Origin of the sequence: Amedibacterium intestinale (genome assembly GCF_010537335.1) — a bacterium.
In the GTDB taxonomy this organism is placed as follows: Bacteria; Bacillota_I; Bacilli_A; order Erysipelotrichales; family Erysipelotrichaceae; genus Amedibacterium; species Amedibacterium intestinale.
The window spans coordinates 2,420,659-2,440,751 of sequence record NZ_AP019711.1 but is presented as its reverse complement, the minus strand read 5'-3'; the positions used below and the strand labels follow the sequence as shown (position 1 = coordinate 2,440,751).

Sequence of the window (20,093 nt, the reverse complement as noted above, 5' to 3'; positions counted from 1 at the left end):
GAAAATTGTCTAAAACGCTTTATTTATCAGGTTAATTGTTTTTTACAAGCTATACTACATTTTCTATGTGACTCGAATGCGCAAAAGAGATATTGATTTTGCATGATAATCCCTTGTTGAAATCTGCATTTTTAAAAATCCAGATATACAAAGTATTTATTTCTTTGGCTTTTTCTCTAATTCTAACAGATATTTATCAAAATCAGACATAAACAATCTATCCTGCACAATTCGATATTTTTCAAATTCTGATTCCGCTTTTTCCTTTGCAATTTCTGTCGTGATTTTTCCTGCGTTTTGAAGAACTTCTCTATCATCAGCCATCAAAAATAAATCTAATCGTTTGGACCAATCTTCCATTGTCATAGGAATGTGTCTTTCCGCACGGTCTTCGGCTAAATCAAGATATGCAGATACAATACGCTCTAAAGAACGCATTTCCTTTTCACTCAAATAATTTTTTTCAATACTGACATCACTTTTTACAATTTTACCTTCCGGTGCAGATGCCCATGTCGTTAAGCCCATATGTGGCTTGTCTGCATCCGCACGTTCATAAATCAGCTCCGCTGCTGTATGTCCATGAACTGCATAGTGCATCTTATTTTGCACTTTAGCAAAAAAATCTTTTGTTGTTTTTGCTGTACGATCATAATCAAGTGCTGTAGCATATATATCTGTTATTTTCTGATAAAACCTACGTTCGGACAAACGAATTTCACGTATCTGCTCAAGCAAACGGTCAAAATATTCTGTTGTGAGCACCGAGCCACCGTTTTTCAGGCGTTCATCATCCATGACCCATCCCTTGATGGTGTAGTCCTTCACAATACCATTGGCCCATTTGCGGAACTGTACAGCTCGCTCATTGTTTACTTTGAACCCAACAGCAATAATCATTTGAAGATTATAATGCTTTGTATCACGAGTCACTTGACGAGAACCTTCCGTTTGAACTATTCGGAAATTCCGAATAGTTCCAGCCTCTTCTAATTCGCTGTCTGCAAAAATTTTTTTAATATGTTCATTAATCGTCGGTAAACCAACGTCGTACAATGTGGACATCATCTTTTGTGTCAACCAGATATTTTCATCTTCATAACGCATTTCAAGACTGTCTTTCTGATTCCCGACAGATGCAACATAAGTCAAATATTCAGCTGCACTAGAACGTATTTTTACTTGGCTTTCCTTTTTTCCCAAATCGAACACCTCCGTATCTAGCAAAACAATCATATTCTTTAAAACAATTCAATTATGTCTCTACTAAAACAAAACTTTTTTACTGTGTTCAGTATACTAAAGATCACATTACTTTTCTATACAGATTAAATGATAACTATTCTCTTAATATTAAAGATATCTTTCATTAATTTTCACGAACACTTATTACTGCTGATTTCATAAAAAAGCCTGACTTATTTCTAAAATCAGGCAAAATTATCAGTTATCTCATTTTCTAGAGTTTAAAATTAGACTATGGAAAAGTGTCTAAAGCGCTTTATTTATCAGGTTATTTGTTTTTTATAAGCTGTGCTACATTTTCTATGTGGTGACTAAATGGGAACATATCAACAGGCTGTACCTTTATACAATGATATCCACTATCTTCTAAAATACGAAGATCTCTTGCCAGTGTAGCTGGATCACAAGATACATAAACAATTCTTTGTGGTGACATTTTCACAATACTGTCAAGTGTTATCTGATCACATCCTTTTCTTGGAGGATCAACCACAATAATATCTGGTTTCATATTTTCTTCACTTAATTTTTTCGCATAAGAAGCCGCATCGCTGCATACAAACTCAATATTAGAAATGCCATTGTTTAATGCATTTTCTTTCGCATTTTTTATTGCCTGCTCCACAATTTCAATTCCAATCACTTTTTTAGCTTTCTGAGCTAAAAACATACTGATTGTTCCTACACCACAATACATATCCAATATCGTTTCATTTCCTTTTATTTCACAGAATTCTAAAGCTTTTCCATATAGTACTTCTGTTTGAACAGGATTTACCTGATAAAAGGATTTAGAAGAAATATGGAATTTTAAACCATGAATCGTATCTGTAATAAAGGATTGCCCATATAACACTTCTTCTTCCTTACCTAAAATAACATTATCTTCTCTTGTATTTAAATTCAATACAATACTTTTAACAAATGGCAAACGATCTACCAGTTCTTTTACCATATCTTCTTTATGTGGAAAGTTTTTCTTGCGAGTAATCCATACAACCATTACTTCTCCTGTATGAAATCCATCTTTAATTAACAAATGACGAAAAACGGATGCATTTTCATAACTAACTAATAACTCTTTCATAACAGCAAGAACGGTATTGATACGTTCACTTTGAATCAAGCAGGTATTCATATCAATAATTTCATTTGAATTGATACGATAAAAACCAGTCTGTACAATATTATTTTTTAATCCAACAGGAATCTGTCCTTTGTTACGATAGTATAACTGATGTTCCATTCCCAAAACATCTTCTACTTTTAAATCCAGTTTCGCAATACGATCGATAACATCCTGTACTTTCTGTTTTTTATAACGCAGCTGCTCTTTATATGACATATGCTGCAGCTGACATCCTCCGCATTGTTTTGCGAGTGGACAAACAGGTTTTACACGTTCTGCACTTGTTTTATGTAAGTTTAATAAACGAGCATAACCATAGCTTTTCTTTACCATAGTTATGACCAGTTCACCTTCTTCATTTTCCAGCATGCCTTTCACAAACAATGGAAATCCATCAATTTTTACGACCCCATGACCATCTTTGGTGTAACCGCAGCATATTCCATTCACATGTTCATTCTTTTTCATATTCCCACTCCTTAAAAAAGGGCATACGCCCTTTCTTCTTTATTTTGATTGTCCTGCTTCTTTCTCCAGCTCTTTTTGCTGCTTCAACAATGCATTTGCATCCTCTTTGCTGCGAGCAGAACTTAGAGTATCGGTTACTGCTTTCTTACTGGAAGCATTTTTAATTTTTTCTTTATATACCCATCCATCTGTAGAATCATCATCTTTTGGAATAAAGTTATATACATGAATATCCAAATCATACATTTTAACATCATCTTTATTTGTAAAATATGTTTCTACAGGAAGAATCTGCGTAGTTTTTTTATAAGCATCGTTTAGTACGCTGTCTACATCGCTTTTTCCACATGTATCTTGTAAATCAATTGTTATACGTAATGTCGCACTTGTCAAATTAATTTCTACATTCTCGGCTTTATCATATTTTAAACTTGATTTTACCTGATCAATTTGATTTTGCTCAATTTTTTCCACAAGAGCATTATCAAAACGATTACCAACAGTTGGCTTTCCTTTATTTTCTTTTGTTGAGAAATAAATATATCCAAGCATTAACAAGGGAATTAAAATAACTACAGTCGCAACAATATAAAGAATATTGCTCTTTGTATTTTTTTGTTTCACCTGTTTGCTTTTTTTATTACTTTTTGCCATTTTATCACCTCTGATGGTATTCATTGTACTAAATTTTATCTTAAATTTCTATCTTTTCTTAAGTTCTTCTTGAATAAGTTTATTTGTCATTGCAGGATTTGCCTGTCCTTTGCTGGCTTTCATAACCTGCCCAACAAGGAATCCAACAGCACGATCTTTTCCATTTTTAAAATCTTCAATGGACTGTGGATTGTTATCTAAAACCGTATTGATCATCGCAAGAAGTTCACTTGCATCACTCATCTGTTTCATGCCTTTTTCTTCTACGACTTTCTTTGGATCTTTTCCTTTCATAATTTCTTCAAACACAACTTTTGCCTGTTTTCCACTGATTTCCTGCGCCTCTACCATGTTGATCATATCCGCAAGATATTCTGCTTTACAAGGATTATCTGCTGGTTTGATATTTGCTTTGTTTAAAGCTGCAGAAAGCTCTACAATTACCCAGTTAGCTGCTTTCTTATACGCTTTTGTATGCTTGATAACTTCATCATAGAAATCAGAAAGTTCTCTGTTAGAAACAAGTACATCTGCATCATATGCACTTAATTCGTTTTGTCCCATATAACGAGCTTTTCTTTCATCAGGAAGTTCTTCCATATTTTCCTGAATTTCAGAAATCCATTCATCACTTAAACGAATTGGCGTAATATTAGGTTCTGGGAAAAATTTATAGTCTACATTTCCTTCTTTTTTACGCATCAAAATGGTAGTTTTCTGTGTTTCATCATAACGGCGAGTAGCCTGTTCAACTTTTTCTCCATTTTCTACCAGCTGAATCTGTCGTTCTACTTCCGCATCAATTGCTTTTTGTACATTGGAAATAGAGTTTAGATTTTTCACTTCTGTTTTTGTACCAAAAGCTGTACTTCCAACTGGTCGAATGGAAACATTGACATCACAGCGCATGCTTCCTTCTTCCATTTTAACATCGCTGACTCCTAAATAGTACAATAAAGTTCTTAACTTTTCGACATAAGCAGCAGCCTCACTTCCACTTCGCATATCCGCTTCACTTACGATTTCTACAAGCGGTGTACCTGCACGGTTAAAATCAATCAAAGTCCCTGCATCACTATGGAACTGTTTTGCTGTATCTTCTTCCATGTGAATTCGATTGATACGAATATCTTTCTTGCCATCTTCTGTTTCAATTGTTATGCATCCATTTCTTCCAATTGGATGAAATTGCTGCGTAATCTGAAATCCCTTTGGAAGATCGGAATAATAATAATTTTTACGATCAAATTTCACAAGTGGATCAATTTCACAACGCAAAGCTGTTGCGGCTTTTACAGCTAAACGAACAGCTTCTTTGTTAACACAAGGAAGTGTTCCAGGATGTCCTAAATCTACCTCATTTACACATGTATTTGCCACTTCTCCAAAAGCTACCGGTGCTGAGGAGAACATTTTTGTTTTTGTTTTTAATTCACAGTGAATTTCAATTCCTATTACGGTTTCGTATTTCATGCGTCTACCTCCACATCGTTTCCTTTTAATCCTGTTTCTTCTTCAATTGCTTTTGCGATATTAAACATTGTCTGTTCATCAAATGCTTTTGCACTGATATTTACCGCAATTGGCATACCTTCCACAAATCCACATGGCAGCGTCATACTTGGATTTCCAGAGAAGTTTCCCATAACCATATGGTTTTCCGCAACTGTAATATCTTTACTTAAATGCTCATCTTCACTTGCATCGCTATATGGTGCAATACTAGGTGCAGCATTGGCAATTATCACATCATAACTGCTTAATACTTTATTCATTTCTTCCACAATTAAGCGACGCACTTTCTGTGCTTTACGGAATACTTTTTCTTGATTTTCTTCATATAAAGAATAACTTCCGATGACAAAACGCTTACGAACATAAGAACATAATCCCTTTGTTCTGGAATTGATCATTACATCTTCTACGCTTTCTCCATCTTCTCTCATACCAAAACGAATACCATCTAAGTTTGAATGATTTGCGGTAGCCTCGGCATTCGCAATAATATAGTAAACCGGCAAAATTGCATGCATCAAAGTTTCATCTAAATAGACTTTTTCTACAATTGCGCCTCTTTCCTCTAATTTTTTCATTAATGCATCAAAATTTTCTTTCATTTCTGCATTTTGAATTGCATCCTGCACATTTCCAAATACCGCAATACGTTTTCCTTTGATGTCACTGTTTAGATTTTTAGAATATGCTTCTACCTCTTTATAAGAGCTTGTCATGTCACGATCATCTCTTCCAGCCAGCACTTCCAATGCTAAAGCTGCATCCTCTACCGCACTTGTAAAGTATCCAACATGATCAAGGCTGCTTGCATATGGAATGATACCATAACGAGAAATTCTTCCATATGTCGGTTTTACACCGATAACACCATTATATGCAGCTGGTTTTCGTACACTGTCTCCTGTATCTGTACCAATCGCAAAAGGTACGATTCCTTCTGCTACAAGTACTGCACTACCTCCAGAACTTCCCCCTGAAATACGGCGAACATCCCAAGGATTATTTACTTTTCCAGTATGCGCATTTTTATTTGTACCACCCATACCTAATTCATCCATGCTTGCTTTCGCAATGACAACAGCTCCAGCTTCACGCAGTTTATCTACGATATGTGCATCATAAACAGGCACATAGTTATCTAAAATTCGAGAACTTGCTGTTGTACGAATTCCTTTTGTATTCACATTGTCTTTTAAAACAATTGGCATACCATATAGTGGCGCTTTTTCATCCACATCTTTTAATGCTTCGATCTGTTCTTTAGGATCTATAAAAGTAACAACTGCATTTAATTTATCCTGGGATGCCTTTGCTTTTTCAAACGCTTGGTTTATACGTTCTTCTACGCTCTGTTTTCTTGCTTTTTCAAAATCCATCTTACTTCACCACCTTAGGTACATGTACATGACCTGCTTTTGCAGATTTTACATTGCTTAATGCTGCTTCCTGAGAAATGACATTTTCTACTTTGTCTTCTCTTAAAAATACAGTTTCTGCTTCAAATGGGTAAATCATTTCTTCTACATTTTCTGTATCAATTTTATCTAGCACCTCGATCTGTTCCAAAAGTTCCTTGAATTCTTCCTGCAGTTCACAAGCTTCTTCATCACTTAAATCGAACATGATATCGTGTGCCAGTTTCTTAAAGTACTCTGCACTATATTGTTCCATACCTATTCTTCCTTTCTTTTATAAAATCACAGCGGATACTTCACTGCTTCCTTTATTTCTGGAAACAACCGCAAGCAATTCATTATTGTTGTTTATAGTCACTTTCACACCATAATTTTTTCCATCAAACATTGACATTGATGTATTTACCATTTGTACAACGGCATATGCCTCTGCATAACTTTTCGCATTGATGGACACTTCCATGGATAAAGAATCAAGTTTTTTATCTGTAAAATGACCTTCCCCAATAATGGATGTTGCATCCGGTAAAACATTTAATATATTTTTCTTTAATTTTGAAAAATTCGTCGCTACGCTTCCATCTAGCTCGGAAGCGTTTTTACTTGGAAATAACGCCCACTCTTCTGAAATGGATTTAAATTCCCCTACAGTTTTCGATTCAAAGTATGCTTCATCCAGAAAAACTCCAGGAAGAGAATTGTTTACTCCACCCTCTTTATATAATACCACATAAATCGGTGTTTTCTGCCCAATTTCTGGATGTGTTTTTCTTAAGTAACTCACAATTTTTCTAGCAGCATCTTCCCCATATGTTTTTAACATTTCATCTGTTATAATATCGGGATTTTCACTATCTCCAATTTTACTATTTAAAACAAGCGCTAAAGAAATTCCTTCTAGATCATTGGAGCGATACCAGTCCATCTCAAAAATATCTAATAAAACTACATCGGAAGAAGTAATTTCTTTTTCTCCGGCATCCGTTTTAAACCTAGATCCAACTTTGGGATTCATTCCATTAGGATTGGTTTCGCTCGTACGTCCTAATAACCCTTCTCCATCACTTGTCGCATCAAGTGCACTGTATGTTAAAAACTGTCCTTCACGATATACATATGTATCAGGATCAAAATGTTTTTTGCTTAACTCCATTAAGCCTTTGCCAACCGTAAAAGTTTCTGTTTGATTTGTACTTAAAATTGCATGAGAATGGCGAGCTGTACTTGCTTCATAAGGCAACAATGCCGCATAATCCCCTTCTGAGACTGCTTTGGTTTCTTCCAGATTTGTCGATTGTTTCTTTGTATCATCCTTGCAGCCACTCATTGCCACTACAAGAAAAACAGCCATAATACTCGCTAATATTTTTTTCATGATGCTTTCACCTCCTGTAAAAAGGTTTCTTCATCCATTACCTCTACACCTAAATCTCTTGCCTTAGTAAGCTTACTGCCGGCAGCTTCTCCATACACTACCAAATCCGTTTTCTTAGAAACAGAACCACTGACATTTGCTCCTAAAGACTCCAACATTGCTTTTGCTTCATTTCGTGTCATCTGTGTAAGTGTTCCAGTTAATACAACTGTTTTTCCAGTAAAGAAACTTTCCTTAATTTCTTCTTTTTCACTGTCCATACGAAGTCCAAAAGCTTTTAAATGGTCAATAAGTTCCATATTTTTCTCTTCTCTAAAAAATGCAACGATACTATCCGCCGTAATTTCTCCAATATCTTTAATCGCAACGAAAGCATCACGATCAGCTGCCATCAATGCATCCATCGTCAAGAAATGTTTTGCTAAAACCTTAGCAGCTTTTTTACCAACCTGACGAATTCCTAATCCATAAATCAAGTCCTCAAGAGGATTCTCTTTACTTTTTTCAATCGCATCAATCATTTTCATAAAGGATTTTTCTTTAAATCCTTCCATACTTAAAATTTCTTCTTCATGATCTTTTAAACGATAAATATCTTCTATCGTATTTAATAATCCTTCCTTGTGGAAAAATTCAATCTTTTTATCTCCTAAAGTATCGATATTCATCGCATCTCTGCCTGCAAAATGAATCATACTTTCCACAACACGAGCTGGGCAATCCTGATTAATACAGTAATGTGCCGCTTCATTTGGAAGTCGAACCAGCGCTCCTGAGCAGATTGGACATTGTGTTGGAAAATGATAAATTCCTTGCGTTCCATCTCTTTTTTCTACCAAAGGACGAACAACTTCCGGAATAATATCTCCAGCTTTGCGTATCACAACATCATCATGAATACGAATATCTTTTTCTTTGATCATATCTTCATTATGAAGCTGTGCCGCAGATACTGTTGTTCCTGCTACACGAACCGGTTCCAGCACTGCATTCGGTGTAACACGCCCTGTTCTACCTACCGTTACCACAATATCTAAAAGCTTGGTAACAACTTCTTCTGCAGGAAATTTATAGGCAATGGCATAACGAGGAGCTTTTATTGTGGTTCCTAAAACATTCCATGAAGAAAGTTCATTTACTTTAAGAACCATACCATCAATTTCATAAGGAAGCTCTTCTCTTTTTTCCTGAATTTCCTGTATAAACTGCCATGCTTCTTCTATTGTCTTGCATACCTTGCGCAATGGATTTACCTTGATATGCCATTTTTCTAAAGTTTCCAGTGCTTCTTCATGCGTCTGTATGCCGAAAGATGCTGCATCTTCTAAATAATATAAGAACGCATCCAGCTTTCTTTGGGCAGCTATTTTACTGTCTAACTGACGAATACTTCCTGCAGCCGCATTTCGTGGATTCGCAAACAATTCTTCACCATTTTCTTCTCGTTTTGTATTCAGCTCTTCAAAACTTTTTTTCGGCATGTACACTTCTCCACGTACTTCCACTTCCCCTTGTGCATCAATATGCATAGGAATAGAAGGAATCGTACGCACATTGTTTGTAACATCTTCTCCGACAAGTCCATCCCCACGTGTAACAGCCTGATGAAAACGTCCATCTATGTAATGCAGAGAAATTGCCAAACCATCCATTTTCAATTCAACCACATAACTGGCATCTGGTTTAACCGCACGCACTCTTTCATCAAACGCCTTTAAATCTTCTAAATTAAACGCATTTCCTAAAGATAACATACGATTTTTATGTTCAACTTTTGTAAAAGCATCCAAAACTACACCACCTACACGCTGTGTAATGGAGTTAGGATCTTTATATTCTGGATTTGCATCCTCTAAGGCAACAAGTTCCTGATAATAGCGATCATATTCCTGATCAGAAACACTTGGCTGATCTAAAACATAATATTCATATGCAAAGGCATCCAATTTTCTACGTAATTCTAATATTCGATTTTTAACGTCCATCATGCCCTCCTATTTTTTCTTTAATGCCGGATGATCGATCATAATTTTACGAATTCCAAATTTTTTATCAAAGGCAATCGTAGCCAGTTTATCTTCCAGCTTAATAACCACACCATCACCAAATACATCATGCGTAATTAAATCCCCTTTTCGAATCTTTCCTTTTTTTACAGGTTTATTTTCTGCCTGTGTGTTTTTTGTTTCAAAAGAGGAATGCATGGAAAGAAAATCGTTTCCATTAAAGGTATCTGTATCACTTGTAAAAGTGTTTCGTGGTTTAGCACCAACTTCTTCTATGTATTCTTCTGGTATTTCTTTTACAAAACGTGAAGAGGTTTTTACTTTATCCAATACAAAACTATAACCATAAGAATCTGATAAAAACAAGCGTTTCTTTGCACGTGTAAAGGCAACATAAGCAAGTCGTCTTTCTTCTTCCAGTGCTTGTGCTCCCCCTTCCGCAATACTGCGCTCACTTGGGAACACCCCTTCACATAAGTTGTATACAAACACATGATCAAACTCCAGACCTTTTGCGGCATGAATGGTCATCAGCTGTACACAATCCCTTTGAGAAGTATCTTCTTTATCTGTATACAAAGAAATCTCCTGCAAGTATTCTTGTAAAGTTCCTTCTGGATATGCCTCTACATAATCTGATATATCACTGATAAGTTCCTTGATATTTTCCAATCGCTCAATTTCCTTATCTTCTCTTAGCATATGTAAATATCCGCTTTCTTCTAAAAGCTGTTCCAAAAGCTGATCGATGGAAATCTTATCCACCTGTGCTCTATATTTTTCAATAAGCTGTACAAAAGCCTGCAAGCTTGTTTTCGCTTTTCCTTTTCCAATCTCATAATTTTTAATGATTTCATACATATTGGTATCATCATGCTCTGCCTGTGTTTCAATAAGTTCCATTGTCTTATTTCCGATTCCACGCTTTGGCAAATTAATGATACGTTTGATCGCAAGATTTTTATACAATTCTTTTGGATCTTCTGGATTTGAAGGTGTCAATAAACGAAGATAACTTAAAGAATCCTTGATTTCTGCACGATCATAGAAACGAATTCCTCCATAAATACGATAAGGAATACGAAAATCCAGCAGGCATTTTTCCAACCCTCTTGATAAATAATTGGAACGATACAAAACCGCAATATCTCCATAAGAAATACCTTCCTGTGCGAGTGTGCGAATCTTGCTAACGACCCATAAAGGTTCATTCGCATCATCCATTGCGGAAAAATGAACAATTTTATGTTCCCCTTTTCTTTCCGTAAACAATTCTTTATCAATACGATTTTTATTATTTTTTATTAAAGCATTCGCTCCATTTAAAATTTGCTGTGTAGAGCGATAATTTTCATTTAAGATAACGGTTTTACTATCAGGAAAATCCTTTTCAAAATTCATGATGATATCAACCTGTGCACCACGCCATGTATAAATCGTCTGATCAGGATCTCCTACCACACATAAATAACTGCCATCTTTTACCAGCATACGAATAATATCATACTGCAGCATATCCACATCTTGAAATTCATCTACATGGATAAAAGAAAATCTTCTCTGCCATTTTCTTCGCACATCTTCTTTTTCTTTTAAAATCTTATGTGTATACAGCAATAAATCATCAAAATCCAAAGCATACATTTCTTTTCTTCGCTTTTCATAAAATGCATATACATCGGCCTTAATTTGCTCTGCATCCCAAACCCCTGCACTTGCTTTTGCCATATCACAATCTACAAAGTTTGTTTTATTTCCGCTAATATAGGCAAGCATACTGCTGTAACTATATGCTTTCACATCGATATTCATCTGTTTATATGCATCTCGTAAAATACTTTTTTGATCATCACCATCTAAAATCGTAAAGTTTCTAGGATATGCAATTTCTAATATATCTTCTCTTAATAAACGCACACAAAAAGAGTGAATTGTGGATATTTGAACGGCCTTTCCTATATCCCCCAGCATACTTTCTACACGCTCTTTCATCTCTTTTGCGGCCTTATTTGTAAATGTAATTGCCAGAATCTTATTCGGCAATACATGCAATTCTTCTACCAGGTATGCAATTCTGGTCGTTACCACACGGGTTTTCCCACTTCCGGCTCCCGCAATAATACGAAGATGAGAATCTACACACTGTGCAGCCTCTTTTTGCTGTTTATTCAATCCATCTAAAAACGACACAAAATCACCTCCGGTTTATTATACTATACTTTTAAGTTGTTTTCCTAATATATTACTAAAAATTCAGAAATTTAAAATTGGCAGAATACAGGTTTTATACTATAATAAACAAGCTTAAAAAAGAAAGAAAAGAGTTGAAAATATGACAAATAAAAAACCAAAACGTTACTATACCAGAACCATTGATCTTATCTTTTTATTTATTTTATTACTGGTTGGAATTTATATGCTATATAATGCACTGACGTTTTCCATTCTTCCCAAAAAATGGATTCTTATAGGGGTTATCTTTTTCCTGATGATTTATATCACATTATTTCTTCTTAGTCTTCGAAAGACAAAGCGATGGATCATCATAACCAAACGAATCTTTATCCTGGTTTTATGTGTGCTTCTGTGTATTCCTGCCTTCTTTCTTCAAAAATCAAAACAGACATTAAACCAGATGTTTCAGATGGAAGAAAAAGAATATACAGAAATCAAGATCATTACCTCTAAAAACAGCTCTATCACGTCATTGGATGAACTTGCTTCTCATCGTGTTGGTTTCCAAAAAGGAAGCGATATAGAAAACAGTGAATACGCTAAAACCGAAATCAAAAAATCAGCAGATATTCAAATGGTAGAAGAACTTGATTATACAACATTGATTTCACAAATGATGATAGGAAATATAGATGCTTTAGCTATTAGTGATAATTATTACGATATGTCTAAAAACAATATTGATGGATTTGAAGATAATATTAAAACGATTGCGACTCTTAAAAAGAAAAATCTAAAAACAGAAAAGAAACAAAAAGATATTTCCAAAGAACCCTTTGTTGTGTATATAAGCGGTTTAGACAATATGGGTTCTCCTGATCAGCAAAACAGAAGCGATACCAATATTTTACTTATTGTGAATCCAAGAGCTAATCATATTGATATGGTGTCTTTGCCAAGAGATGGCTACATTCCAAATACAGCTTTGCATAATGAAAATGATAAGCTGGCACATACAGGAATGTATGGAATCAGTGCAAGTGTTTCCTCTATTGAAAACTTTTTTGGTATTCCTATTGATTATTATGCACGTGTAAGTTTTAATTCATTAATTGAAATCGTAGATGCAATGAACGGTATTGATGTAGATGTAGAAATCAGTTTCTGTGAACAGGATGAAAACAGAAGTTTTAAAAAAGAAGATTTGATTTGTCTTGAAAAAGGGGAACAGACACTGAATGGAAAACAGGCGCTAGCATATTCTCGACATCGAAAAACACCTGGCTATGATAATCCAGGAAGAGAGCGTGCACAGCGTCGCATCATTAATGCTATTATTGATAAATTAATAAGTCCTAATGCATTAACCTATGTAAATAGTCTGCTGGATATTGCCCCAGACTATGTACTTACCGATATGCCAGCCTCTCAAATCGCAAAATTTATATCTTCAGAGTTAAACAATCCACAGCCATGGACAATTTCTTCTATATCAACTGACAATGGTGTTAATGATTCTCGCTTTACTGCCAGTATACCAAAGGAAGAAGGTACTTCCAGTGTCTATTTATTTTCAAAAGAAGATGTACAAGCTGTACATGATGCTTATGAAAGTGCCCTGCATCCATTAGAAATGAAAAATTTCCAATTTAATATCAATACCATAGATGGAAATACATCAAATATAAATGATGATCCAAACATTGTTTGGGATACAATGGCAATAACACCGCAATACTAGGAATGTAACCCTACATTCCTCAGACCGTTGACAAAGTCGCTCTTTGAGCAGACTTTGTCATTCGGTCTTTTTTTATCCCCACTTTTGTATAAAAAACAGGTGATTTTAAGCTATCATTTACCAAAAATCACCTAGTAAAAGGAATCTTTCTACCACTTTTTTTAAATTGGTTTTATATATTTTCAAAATATATAGTTTGTCAACAACCTGAGGAATGTAAACCTACATTCCTTTTTTCTTTTCTTAACGAATTTTCATAAAATAGCCATATATAAATAGATTTAAATAGTTTATAATAAATATAATTTATAAATGGAGTGTGTATATGAGAAAAGAAAAACGATTTTATATTATAGATATGATTTTAATGCTTCTTATGCTTGGAATTGGCATTGCTGCCTTTTATGTTGCCTATCTTTTTGGACTTCTTCCTCAAAAATGGATTACGATTGGAGCAGCACTAATTGGTGTTTTATGGCTTATTTTTTTACTTTTATCATTTAAAAAAATGCCTTTATGGGTTCGTATTCTTCGAAGATGCTTTGTACTTCTTCTTTGTGTTCTGCTTGGTTTTAGTGGCTATCTGCTGCATAAATCGCATCAAACTTTAAACAAGGTATCCAGTACAACTATGAATAAGGACGGTACAATTTCTAAAAAGAACAAATTATATATCGTATCATTAAAAGAAAATAAATTTAATAATATTAATGATTTACAAAATTCTGCAATTGGTTTTCAAAATGGAAGTGATGTAGACAATGCCTCTTTCATGAAAGAAGAGCTAAGAAAAGATATTTCTACTTATAGTGAAACAGAAGCACTGGACTATACAACCCTGTTTACAGACCTTGAAAATAAAACGATTCAAGCTGTCGCAATATCTGACACTTATTATAATATTGCTTGTGCTAATCAGGAAGGATTACAAGACAAGCTCACTATCCTTGAAACCTATGAGCGAGAAATCAAAGAAACTAAAGTTCAAAAAGACATCACAAAAGAAACTTTCACCGTCTATGTGAGTGGCTTAGATAGTATGGGTTCTCCAGATCAGCAGACAAGAACAGATACAAATATCATCTTAATCGTAAATCCACGAGCAAACCATATTGATATGGTTTCTTTGCCAAGAGATGGCTATATGCCTAACACTGCAGTCAATAATTTAAATGATAAATTTACACATACTGGTTTATATGGAATTGACACAAGTATAGCATCTCTTGAAAACTTCTTTCAAATTCCTATTGATTACTATGCCCGCATCAGTTTTAATTCTCTCATTGAAATCGTAGATGCTCTAGGTGGCATTGATGTAGATGTGGAAATTAGTTTCTGTGAGCAAGATGAAAACAGAAGCTTTAAAGAAGAAGATTTGATTTGCCTTGACAAAGGAGAACAAACATTAAATGGGAAACAGGCGCTAGCATATTCTCGACATCGAAAAACACCAGGCTATGATAATCCAGGAAGAGAACGTGCACAGCAGCGCATCATTAAAGCAATTATCAATAAATTAATGAATCCTGCAACCGCACTAACTTCCTTTAACGAATTAATGGAAATCGCTCCAAATTATGTTATGACCAATATGCCAACTTCCCAAATTACAAAATTTGTATCACATGAGCTGGAAAATATAAAACCATGGACCATCAGCTCTATTTCCAGTGACAATGGAACTTACAGTTATCAATACACTGCCAGTCAGGGAAATGAACAAAAATTCGATGTATATTTATACAATCAGGAAGAAGTACAATGGATATTAAATGCATATGATGGCGCAAGTCATCAGCTGGAAATGAAAAACTTTAGTTTTGATTTGAATGATTTATATAAAAACAGTCCTAAAGTAAATGATGATCCTACTATTGTATGGGATTATATGGCGAATGAACAATAGCATTAAAAAAACGTATCTATCTCGATACGTTTTTTTAATGGTTATCCAGTCCTTCCCCTATAATATAGAAACTAATGATGATATCCTCTTATTTTTTATGTTCCTTTATGATTTGTTTTATTTTTAATTCATATGGGGAGTCTTTCAAATCCTTTTGCGCACTTTGTAAATGTTCCATGGCTTTTGGTGTATCTTTCTTATTTAAATACTGAAGACCTAATAAATAATGAAACATCCCTCTATCGATACCTTCACACTGTTTTACCTGTGCTTCCATATCATCAATGTATTCAATACTTTTATCAATTACAATAGCAGACATAATCTTACACTGTGTATATATTTCTTCATTTCCACATTTTTGAATACGCTGCAGCATTTCTTCTGTCTTTTGCTTATTCTTATCATCAATATAGAAGTAAAAAGCTTTCAAACTGATATCGATATCCTGCTTTTTGCTCATACGCAACGTTAATATTAAATCAAACTGTTCTTTAATTTTCTTTTCATCTCCCATTAGAAAATATGCATTTAAACGCATGTATTCTCTGTTAAAGGGAGCATAAAAAAGTTTTGTCGTAAAAGAATCTAAACGCTTAAAAAACGTATCAAAATCCTGTTTCTGCATATCTTTTAATAATTTATTAAAGATATTGTTTTTCAAAAAAGTACTACCTACAAAACTTACTACAATGATAAGCGTAAAGATAATCCAAACCATCATTTCCAAGCTATACACCTTCCATTCTGTAGTAAATTGTACTATATCTTTAAAGTTTTTTCATCTCTTATTTAAAATTCCTTAAACGAAGTGCATTACTTACAACAGATACAGAACTAAATGCCATAGCTGCTCCTGCAAACACAGGTGATAAAAGAATATGGAAAATTGGATATAAAATACCAGCCGCAACAGGTATTCCAATCGTATTATAGAAAAATGCCCAAAATAAATTTTGTTTAATATTACGCAAAACAGAATGAGATAAACGAAGTGCTGTTTCTACATCACGTATATCTTCTTTCATTAATACAATATCTGCACTCTCTATCGCAACATCGCTTCCACTTCCAATAGCAATTCCTACTTCACTTTGTGTTAAGGCAATTGCATCATTGATACCATCTCCTACCATTGCGACTTTCTTGCCAAGCTTTTGTAATCGTTTCACTTCTTCTGCTTTATCCTGTGGCAAAACTTCCGCTATAACATTCGTAATTCCTGCCTGTTTCGCAATTGCAGTTGCAGTTCTTGTATGATCTCCACTTATCATATATACTTCTTTTCCACTTTTTGTTAAGCTTTCTACCACATCACGCACATGATCTTTTATTTTATCCGCAATAGCTAACATACCAATGACCTGCTGATCATAAGAAACCCATACAACACTTTTACCAGCTTCCTGGCATGCTTTCTCAGCTTCTAAATACATAGAAACATCAAGACCTTCTTCTTCCATCATACGTCGATTTCCCGCCATCAGTTTCTTTTCAGACAACTGGGCGTACACACCTTTTCCATTCACTGTTTGAATATTTGATAAAGATGGAGCTAATATATGTTCTTCCTCTGCTTTTTGTAAGATGGCAGTTGCAAGAGGGTGTACACTTCCCTGTTCCAAAGCTGCCGCATAAGCTAACACCTGTTGTTTATCCTGCGCAAATACATCGGTTACAAGCGGTTTTCCAATCGTAATGGTTCCTGTTTTATCAAAGACCACACAATCGATATGACTAGCTATTTCCAAAGCTTCTCCACTTTTAATAAAAATACCTAGCTGCGCTGCTTTTCCAGTTCCTACCATAATGGCAGTTGGTGTAGCCAGACCTAATGCACAAGGACAGGCAATGACTAGTACACTTACAAAAATCGTTAAAGAGAAGGATACATCTTTTTGAATAAAATACCATATAAGCGCCGACACAAATGCAATCCCCATCACAATTGGTACAAAATACATAGAAATACGATCCGCAATTCTTGCGATTGGTGCTTTCTTGCTTTGTGCATCTTCCACCATACGAATAATTTTTGAAAGTGTCGTATCCTCATTATCAACACTGCAGCGCATCAACAATCTTCCATCAAGATTCATCGTTCCTTGATGTACTTCATCCTGTACTCCTTTTTTCACCGGCATGCTTTCACCACTCAGCATGCTCTCATCTACATTGCTTTCTCCTTCTACAACAATTCCATCAACGGCAATATGCTCTCCTGCTTTTACAACCAAAACATCGCCTACAACTACTTCATCTACAGAAATTTCCATTTCTTTACCATTTTTAAATAAGGTAGCAGTCTTAGGACGAAGCTGTAATAACGCCTGAATGGCGCCTGTTGATTTTTTCTTAGAAATAGCCTCCAAATGTTTTCCAAACTGTACCAATGCGATAACCACACCAGCTCCTTCAAAATACAGAGAATGAACTGCATGCACATTTCCATTGGCAATTGAGAATAAGGAAAAAACAGAATAAATATATGCACTTCCTGTACCTATCGCAACTAAAGTGTCCATATTCGCTGCCCCATGAAGTAAAGAGCGTATACCTCGATAATAAAATTTCCAGCCACTTATCGCAATGATCGTTGCTAGTACAAACTGAATAAATGCAAAATTAAAAGGGTTTGTTTTATAGGAAATAATATTCGGTAAAGGAAGTTCAAAACTTCCAAGCATATGTGACATACCGATATACAACAATAGAAAAGCAACGATCAAGGTTCCATAAATATGCACGTTTTCATAATCTTTTTTCTTTGTTTCTTCCTGCTGTTGTTCCTGATGAATTCGAGCATCAAACCCACCTTTTTGAATCACTTGAAAAATTTCTTCCAGCTTTATTTTCGTTTGATCATATTCTATTTCTGCCTGATTCAACAATAGATTTACGGATACATCTAAAATTCCTTCTGTTCTTTTTAAAACTTTTTCAATACCAGCACTGCATGCTGCACACTGCATTCCTAAAATATCACATACCACTTTTTTATGATACGATACATCTTTTTTATCCTGCAGTTTCTCAAGCTCAAATCCACCTTTGCTTACTGCTTCTTTCCAGGCATCAAAGTTCTCTTCTTCTGCCTGTATCAAAACTTCTTCCATCACCAGATTTACCTGTGCTGTTTCAATTCCTTCCTGCTTTTTTAATATTCTTTCTACTGCAGCAGAACATGCAGCACAATGCATGCCACTAACATGATACTTAAATTCCATAATCAAAACCTCCTATTTCATCAGTTTTCCTAAAACATCTTCGATTTCCTTTAATTTCTCTTCGCTGTCACCTTGTTGCATTGCCTGTTTTACACAACTGTGCAAATGTCCACTAAGGATATGAAGGTTTGCTTTCTTTAAAAGTGCTGTAGAAGCTAAGATCTGATTAGAAATATCAATACAATATCTTTCTTCTTCTATCATTTTTATAATACCTTCCAGCTGTCCTTTTGCTGTTTTTAAGTTTTTTAATGCCTTTTCTCTTTCTGGTGTCATTTTATACCTCCCACACCCCCTATGGGTGTTGTGCAATCATTATAATATTTGTTGTCTTCTATGTCAAATCATCTGCATAATATAAAAAAAGTGGTCAATCGAAAATCAACCACTCTCCTATATATTCTTTTTACACTCAAGTAAAAACAGCTTATAAACTAATTGCTGCTTCTAATGCTACTTCCATCATTGCATTAAAAGAAGTCTGTCTTTCTTCTGCAGTTGTAGCTGCACTTGTTACTAATGAATCAGATATCGTCAATAAACATGCTGCATTTTTTCCTAATACTTTCGCATTGTGGAATAATGCAAAACTTTCCATTTCTACACATACACATCCATGTTTTGCATAAAATTCTTCATGTCCATCTACATTATCTTCATGATAGAATACATCGCTGGAATGAATTCTAGCACAAGTAACTTTTTTATTAACTCTTTCTGCTGCTTCTATGATTTTTTTATTCAAGTCTTCACTTGGATACATCACATCTCCATCAACATCTGCCTGTGCTTTCGCAAATGTTGATTCACTCCATGCACCATCTGCAAGTACCAAATCAAATAAATCAAGTTTGTCTGTATAAGCTCCGGCACTACCAATACGAATGATATTTTCTACATCGTAAAATTTATACAATTCATAAGAATAAATACCAATACTTGGCATACCCATACCACTACCCATAACAGAAATTTTCTTTCCTTTATAAGTACCAGTATAACCAAACATATTTCTTACCGTATTAAACTGTACTGGATTTTCTAAATATGTTTCCGCAATATATTTTGCACGTAATGGATCTCCCGGCATTAAAACTGTTTTCGCAATATCACCTTTGTTTGCTGCATTATGTGGTGTTGACATAGTATTTTTCCTCCTTCATATACGAATACATTGTAATTATAACATAAACTAAAAAAAATTCTTATTCTTGTGTATTTTTTCTTATTAGCA

At 34.7% G+C, this 20,093-nt stretch carries 15 protein-coding genes; 2 read left to right on the top strand and 13 right to left on the bottom strand.

The window, feature by feature from the left end; genetic code table 11:
* Window positions 1-156: 156 nt before the first annotated feature.
* The 9 genes from A9CBEGH2_RS12135 to A9CBEGH2_RS12095 all read right to left on the bottom strand — a co-directional run bounded on the left by A9CBEGH2_RS12135 (window position 157) and on the right by A9CBEGH2_RS12095 (window position 11,997).
* A complete protein-coding gene (locus A9CBEGH2_RS12135; RefSeq protein WP_318264398.1) occupies window positions 157-1,203 on the bottom strand; it encodes a virulence RhuM family protein in 1,047 nt (348 codons plus the stop codon).
* A gap of 310 nt (window positions 1,204-1,513) precedes the next feature.
* A complete protein-coding gene (gene rlmD / locus A9CBEGH2_RS12130) occupies window positions 1,514-2,842 on the bottom strand; it encodes a 23S rRNA (uracil(1939)-C(5))-methyltransferase RlmD (protein ID WP_118276969.1) in 1,329 nt (442 codons plus the stop codon).
* A 39-nt stretch (window positions 2,843-2,881) separates the two neighbouring features.
* Window positions 2,882-3,496, bottom strand: a complete 615-nt coding sequence (locus A9CBEGH2_RS12125; RefSeq protein WP_115715684.1) for a hypothetical protein — start codon at window positions 3,494-3,496, stop codon at window positions 2,882-2,884.
* Between the two features lie 48 nt (window positions 3,497-3,544).
* A complete protein-coding gene (gene gatB / locus A9CBEGH2_RS12120; RefSeq protein ID WP_115715685.1) occupies window positions 3,545-4,969 on the bottom strand; it encodes an Asp-tRNA(Asn)/Glu-tRNA(Gln) amidotransferase subunit GatB in 1,425 nt (474 codons plus the stop codon).
* Window positions 4,966-6,387 (bottom strand): amidase family protein, encoded by a 1,422-nt coding sequence (locus A9CBEGH2_RS12115; protein WP_118276970.1) that lies wholly within the window; start codon window positions 6,385-6,387, stop codon window positions 4,966-4,968. The genes gatB and A9CBEGH2_RS12115 overlap by 4 nt, the downstream gene beginning before the upstream one ends.
* 1 nt (window position 6,388) lies before the next feature.
* Window positions 6,389-6,682 (bottom strand): Asp-tRNA(Asn)/Glu-tRNA(Gln) amidotransferase subunit GatC, encoded by a 294-nt coding sequence (gene gatC, locus A9CBEGH2_RS12110; RefSeq protein ID WP_115715687.1) that lies wholly within the window; start codon window positions 6,680-6,682, stop codon window positions 6,389-6,391.
* Between the two features lie 18 nt (window positions 6,683-6,700).
* Window positions 6,701-7,801, bottom strand: a complete 1,101-nt coding sequence (locus A9CBEGH2_RS12105; RefSeq protein WP_118276971.1) for a CamS family sex pheromone protein — start codon at window positions 7,799-7,801, stop codon at window positions 6,701-6,703.
* Entirely contained in the window at window positions 7,798-9,786 is a 1,989-nt protein-coding gene (ligA, locus tag A9CBEGH2_RS12100; RefSeq protein WP_118276972.1) for an NAD-dependent DNA ligase LigA, read from the bottom strand. Before ligA ends, A9CBEGH2_RS12105 begins: the two co-directional genes overlap by 4 nt.
* Before the next feature lie 9 nt (window positions 9,787-9,795).
* Window positions 9,796-11,997 carry an ATP-dependent helicase gene (locus A9CBEGH2_RS12095; RefSeq protein ID WP_118276973.1) on the bottom strand — a complete coding sequence of 734 codons (2,202 nt, stop codon included), beginning with the start codon at window positions 11,995-11,997 and terminating at the stop codon, window positions 9,796-9,798.
* Between the two features lie 142 nt (window positions 11,998-12,139).
* On the opposite strand from A9CBEGH2_RS12095, the gene A9CBEGH2_RS12090 reads away from it, so the two are divergent.
* Both A9CBEGH2_RS12090 and A9CBEGH2_RS12085 read left to right on the top strand, forming a co-directional pair.
* Window positions 12,140-13,723, top strand: coding sequence for an LCP family protein (locus A9CBEGH2_RS12090; protein WP_115715691.1), 1,584 nt, complete (start codon window positions 12,140-12,142; stop codon window positions 13,721-13,723).
* Window positions 13,724-14,048: 325 nt separating this feature from the next.
* The gene (locus A9CBEGH2_RS12085; RefSeq protein WP_115715692.1) at window positions 14,049-15,632 is read left to right on the top strand and encodes an LCP family glycopolymer transferase; all 1,584 of its coding nucleotides are present in this window, start codon (window positions 14,049-14,051) and stop codon (window positions 15,630-15,632) included.
* 88 nt (window positions 15,633-15,720) lie between these two features.
* Here A9CBEGH2_RS12085 and A9CBEGH2_RS12080 read toward each other — a convergent pair whose 3' ends face one another.
* From A9CBEGH2_RS12080 to deoD, 4 genes are all read right to left on the bottom strand, one after another.
* Window positions 15,721-16,356, bottom strand: coding sequence for a hypothetical protein (locus A9CBEGH2_RS12080; protein ID WP_232057342.1), 636 nt, complete (start codon window positions 16,354-16,356; stop codon window positions 15,721-15,723).
* Window positions 16,357-16,420: 64 nt separating this feature from the next.
* The gene (locus tag A9CBEGH2_RS12075; RefSeq protein WP_118361542.1) at window positions 16,421-18,859 is read right to left on the bottom strand and encodes a heavy metal translocating P-type ATPase; all 2,439 of its coding nucleotides are present in this window, start codon (window positions 18,857-18,859) and stop codon (window positions 16,421-16,423) included.
* A gap of 12 nt (window positions 18,860-18,871) precedes the next feature.
* Window positions 18,872-19,135, bottom strand: coding sequence for a metal-sensing transcriptional repressor (locus A9CBEGH2_RS12070; protein ID WP_118277877.1), 264 nt, complete (start codon window positions 19,133-19,135; stop codon window positions 18,872-18,874).
* A 151-nt stretch (window positions 19,136-19,286) separates the two neighbouring features.
* Window positions 19,287-20,003, bottom strand: coding sequence for a purine-nucleoside phosphorylase (gene deoD / locus A9CBEGH2_RS12065; protein WP_115715696.1), 717 nt, complete (start codon window positions 20,001-20,003; stop codon window positions 19,287-19,289).
* Window positions 20,004-20,093 lie beyond the last annotated feature (90 nt).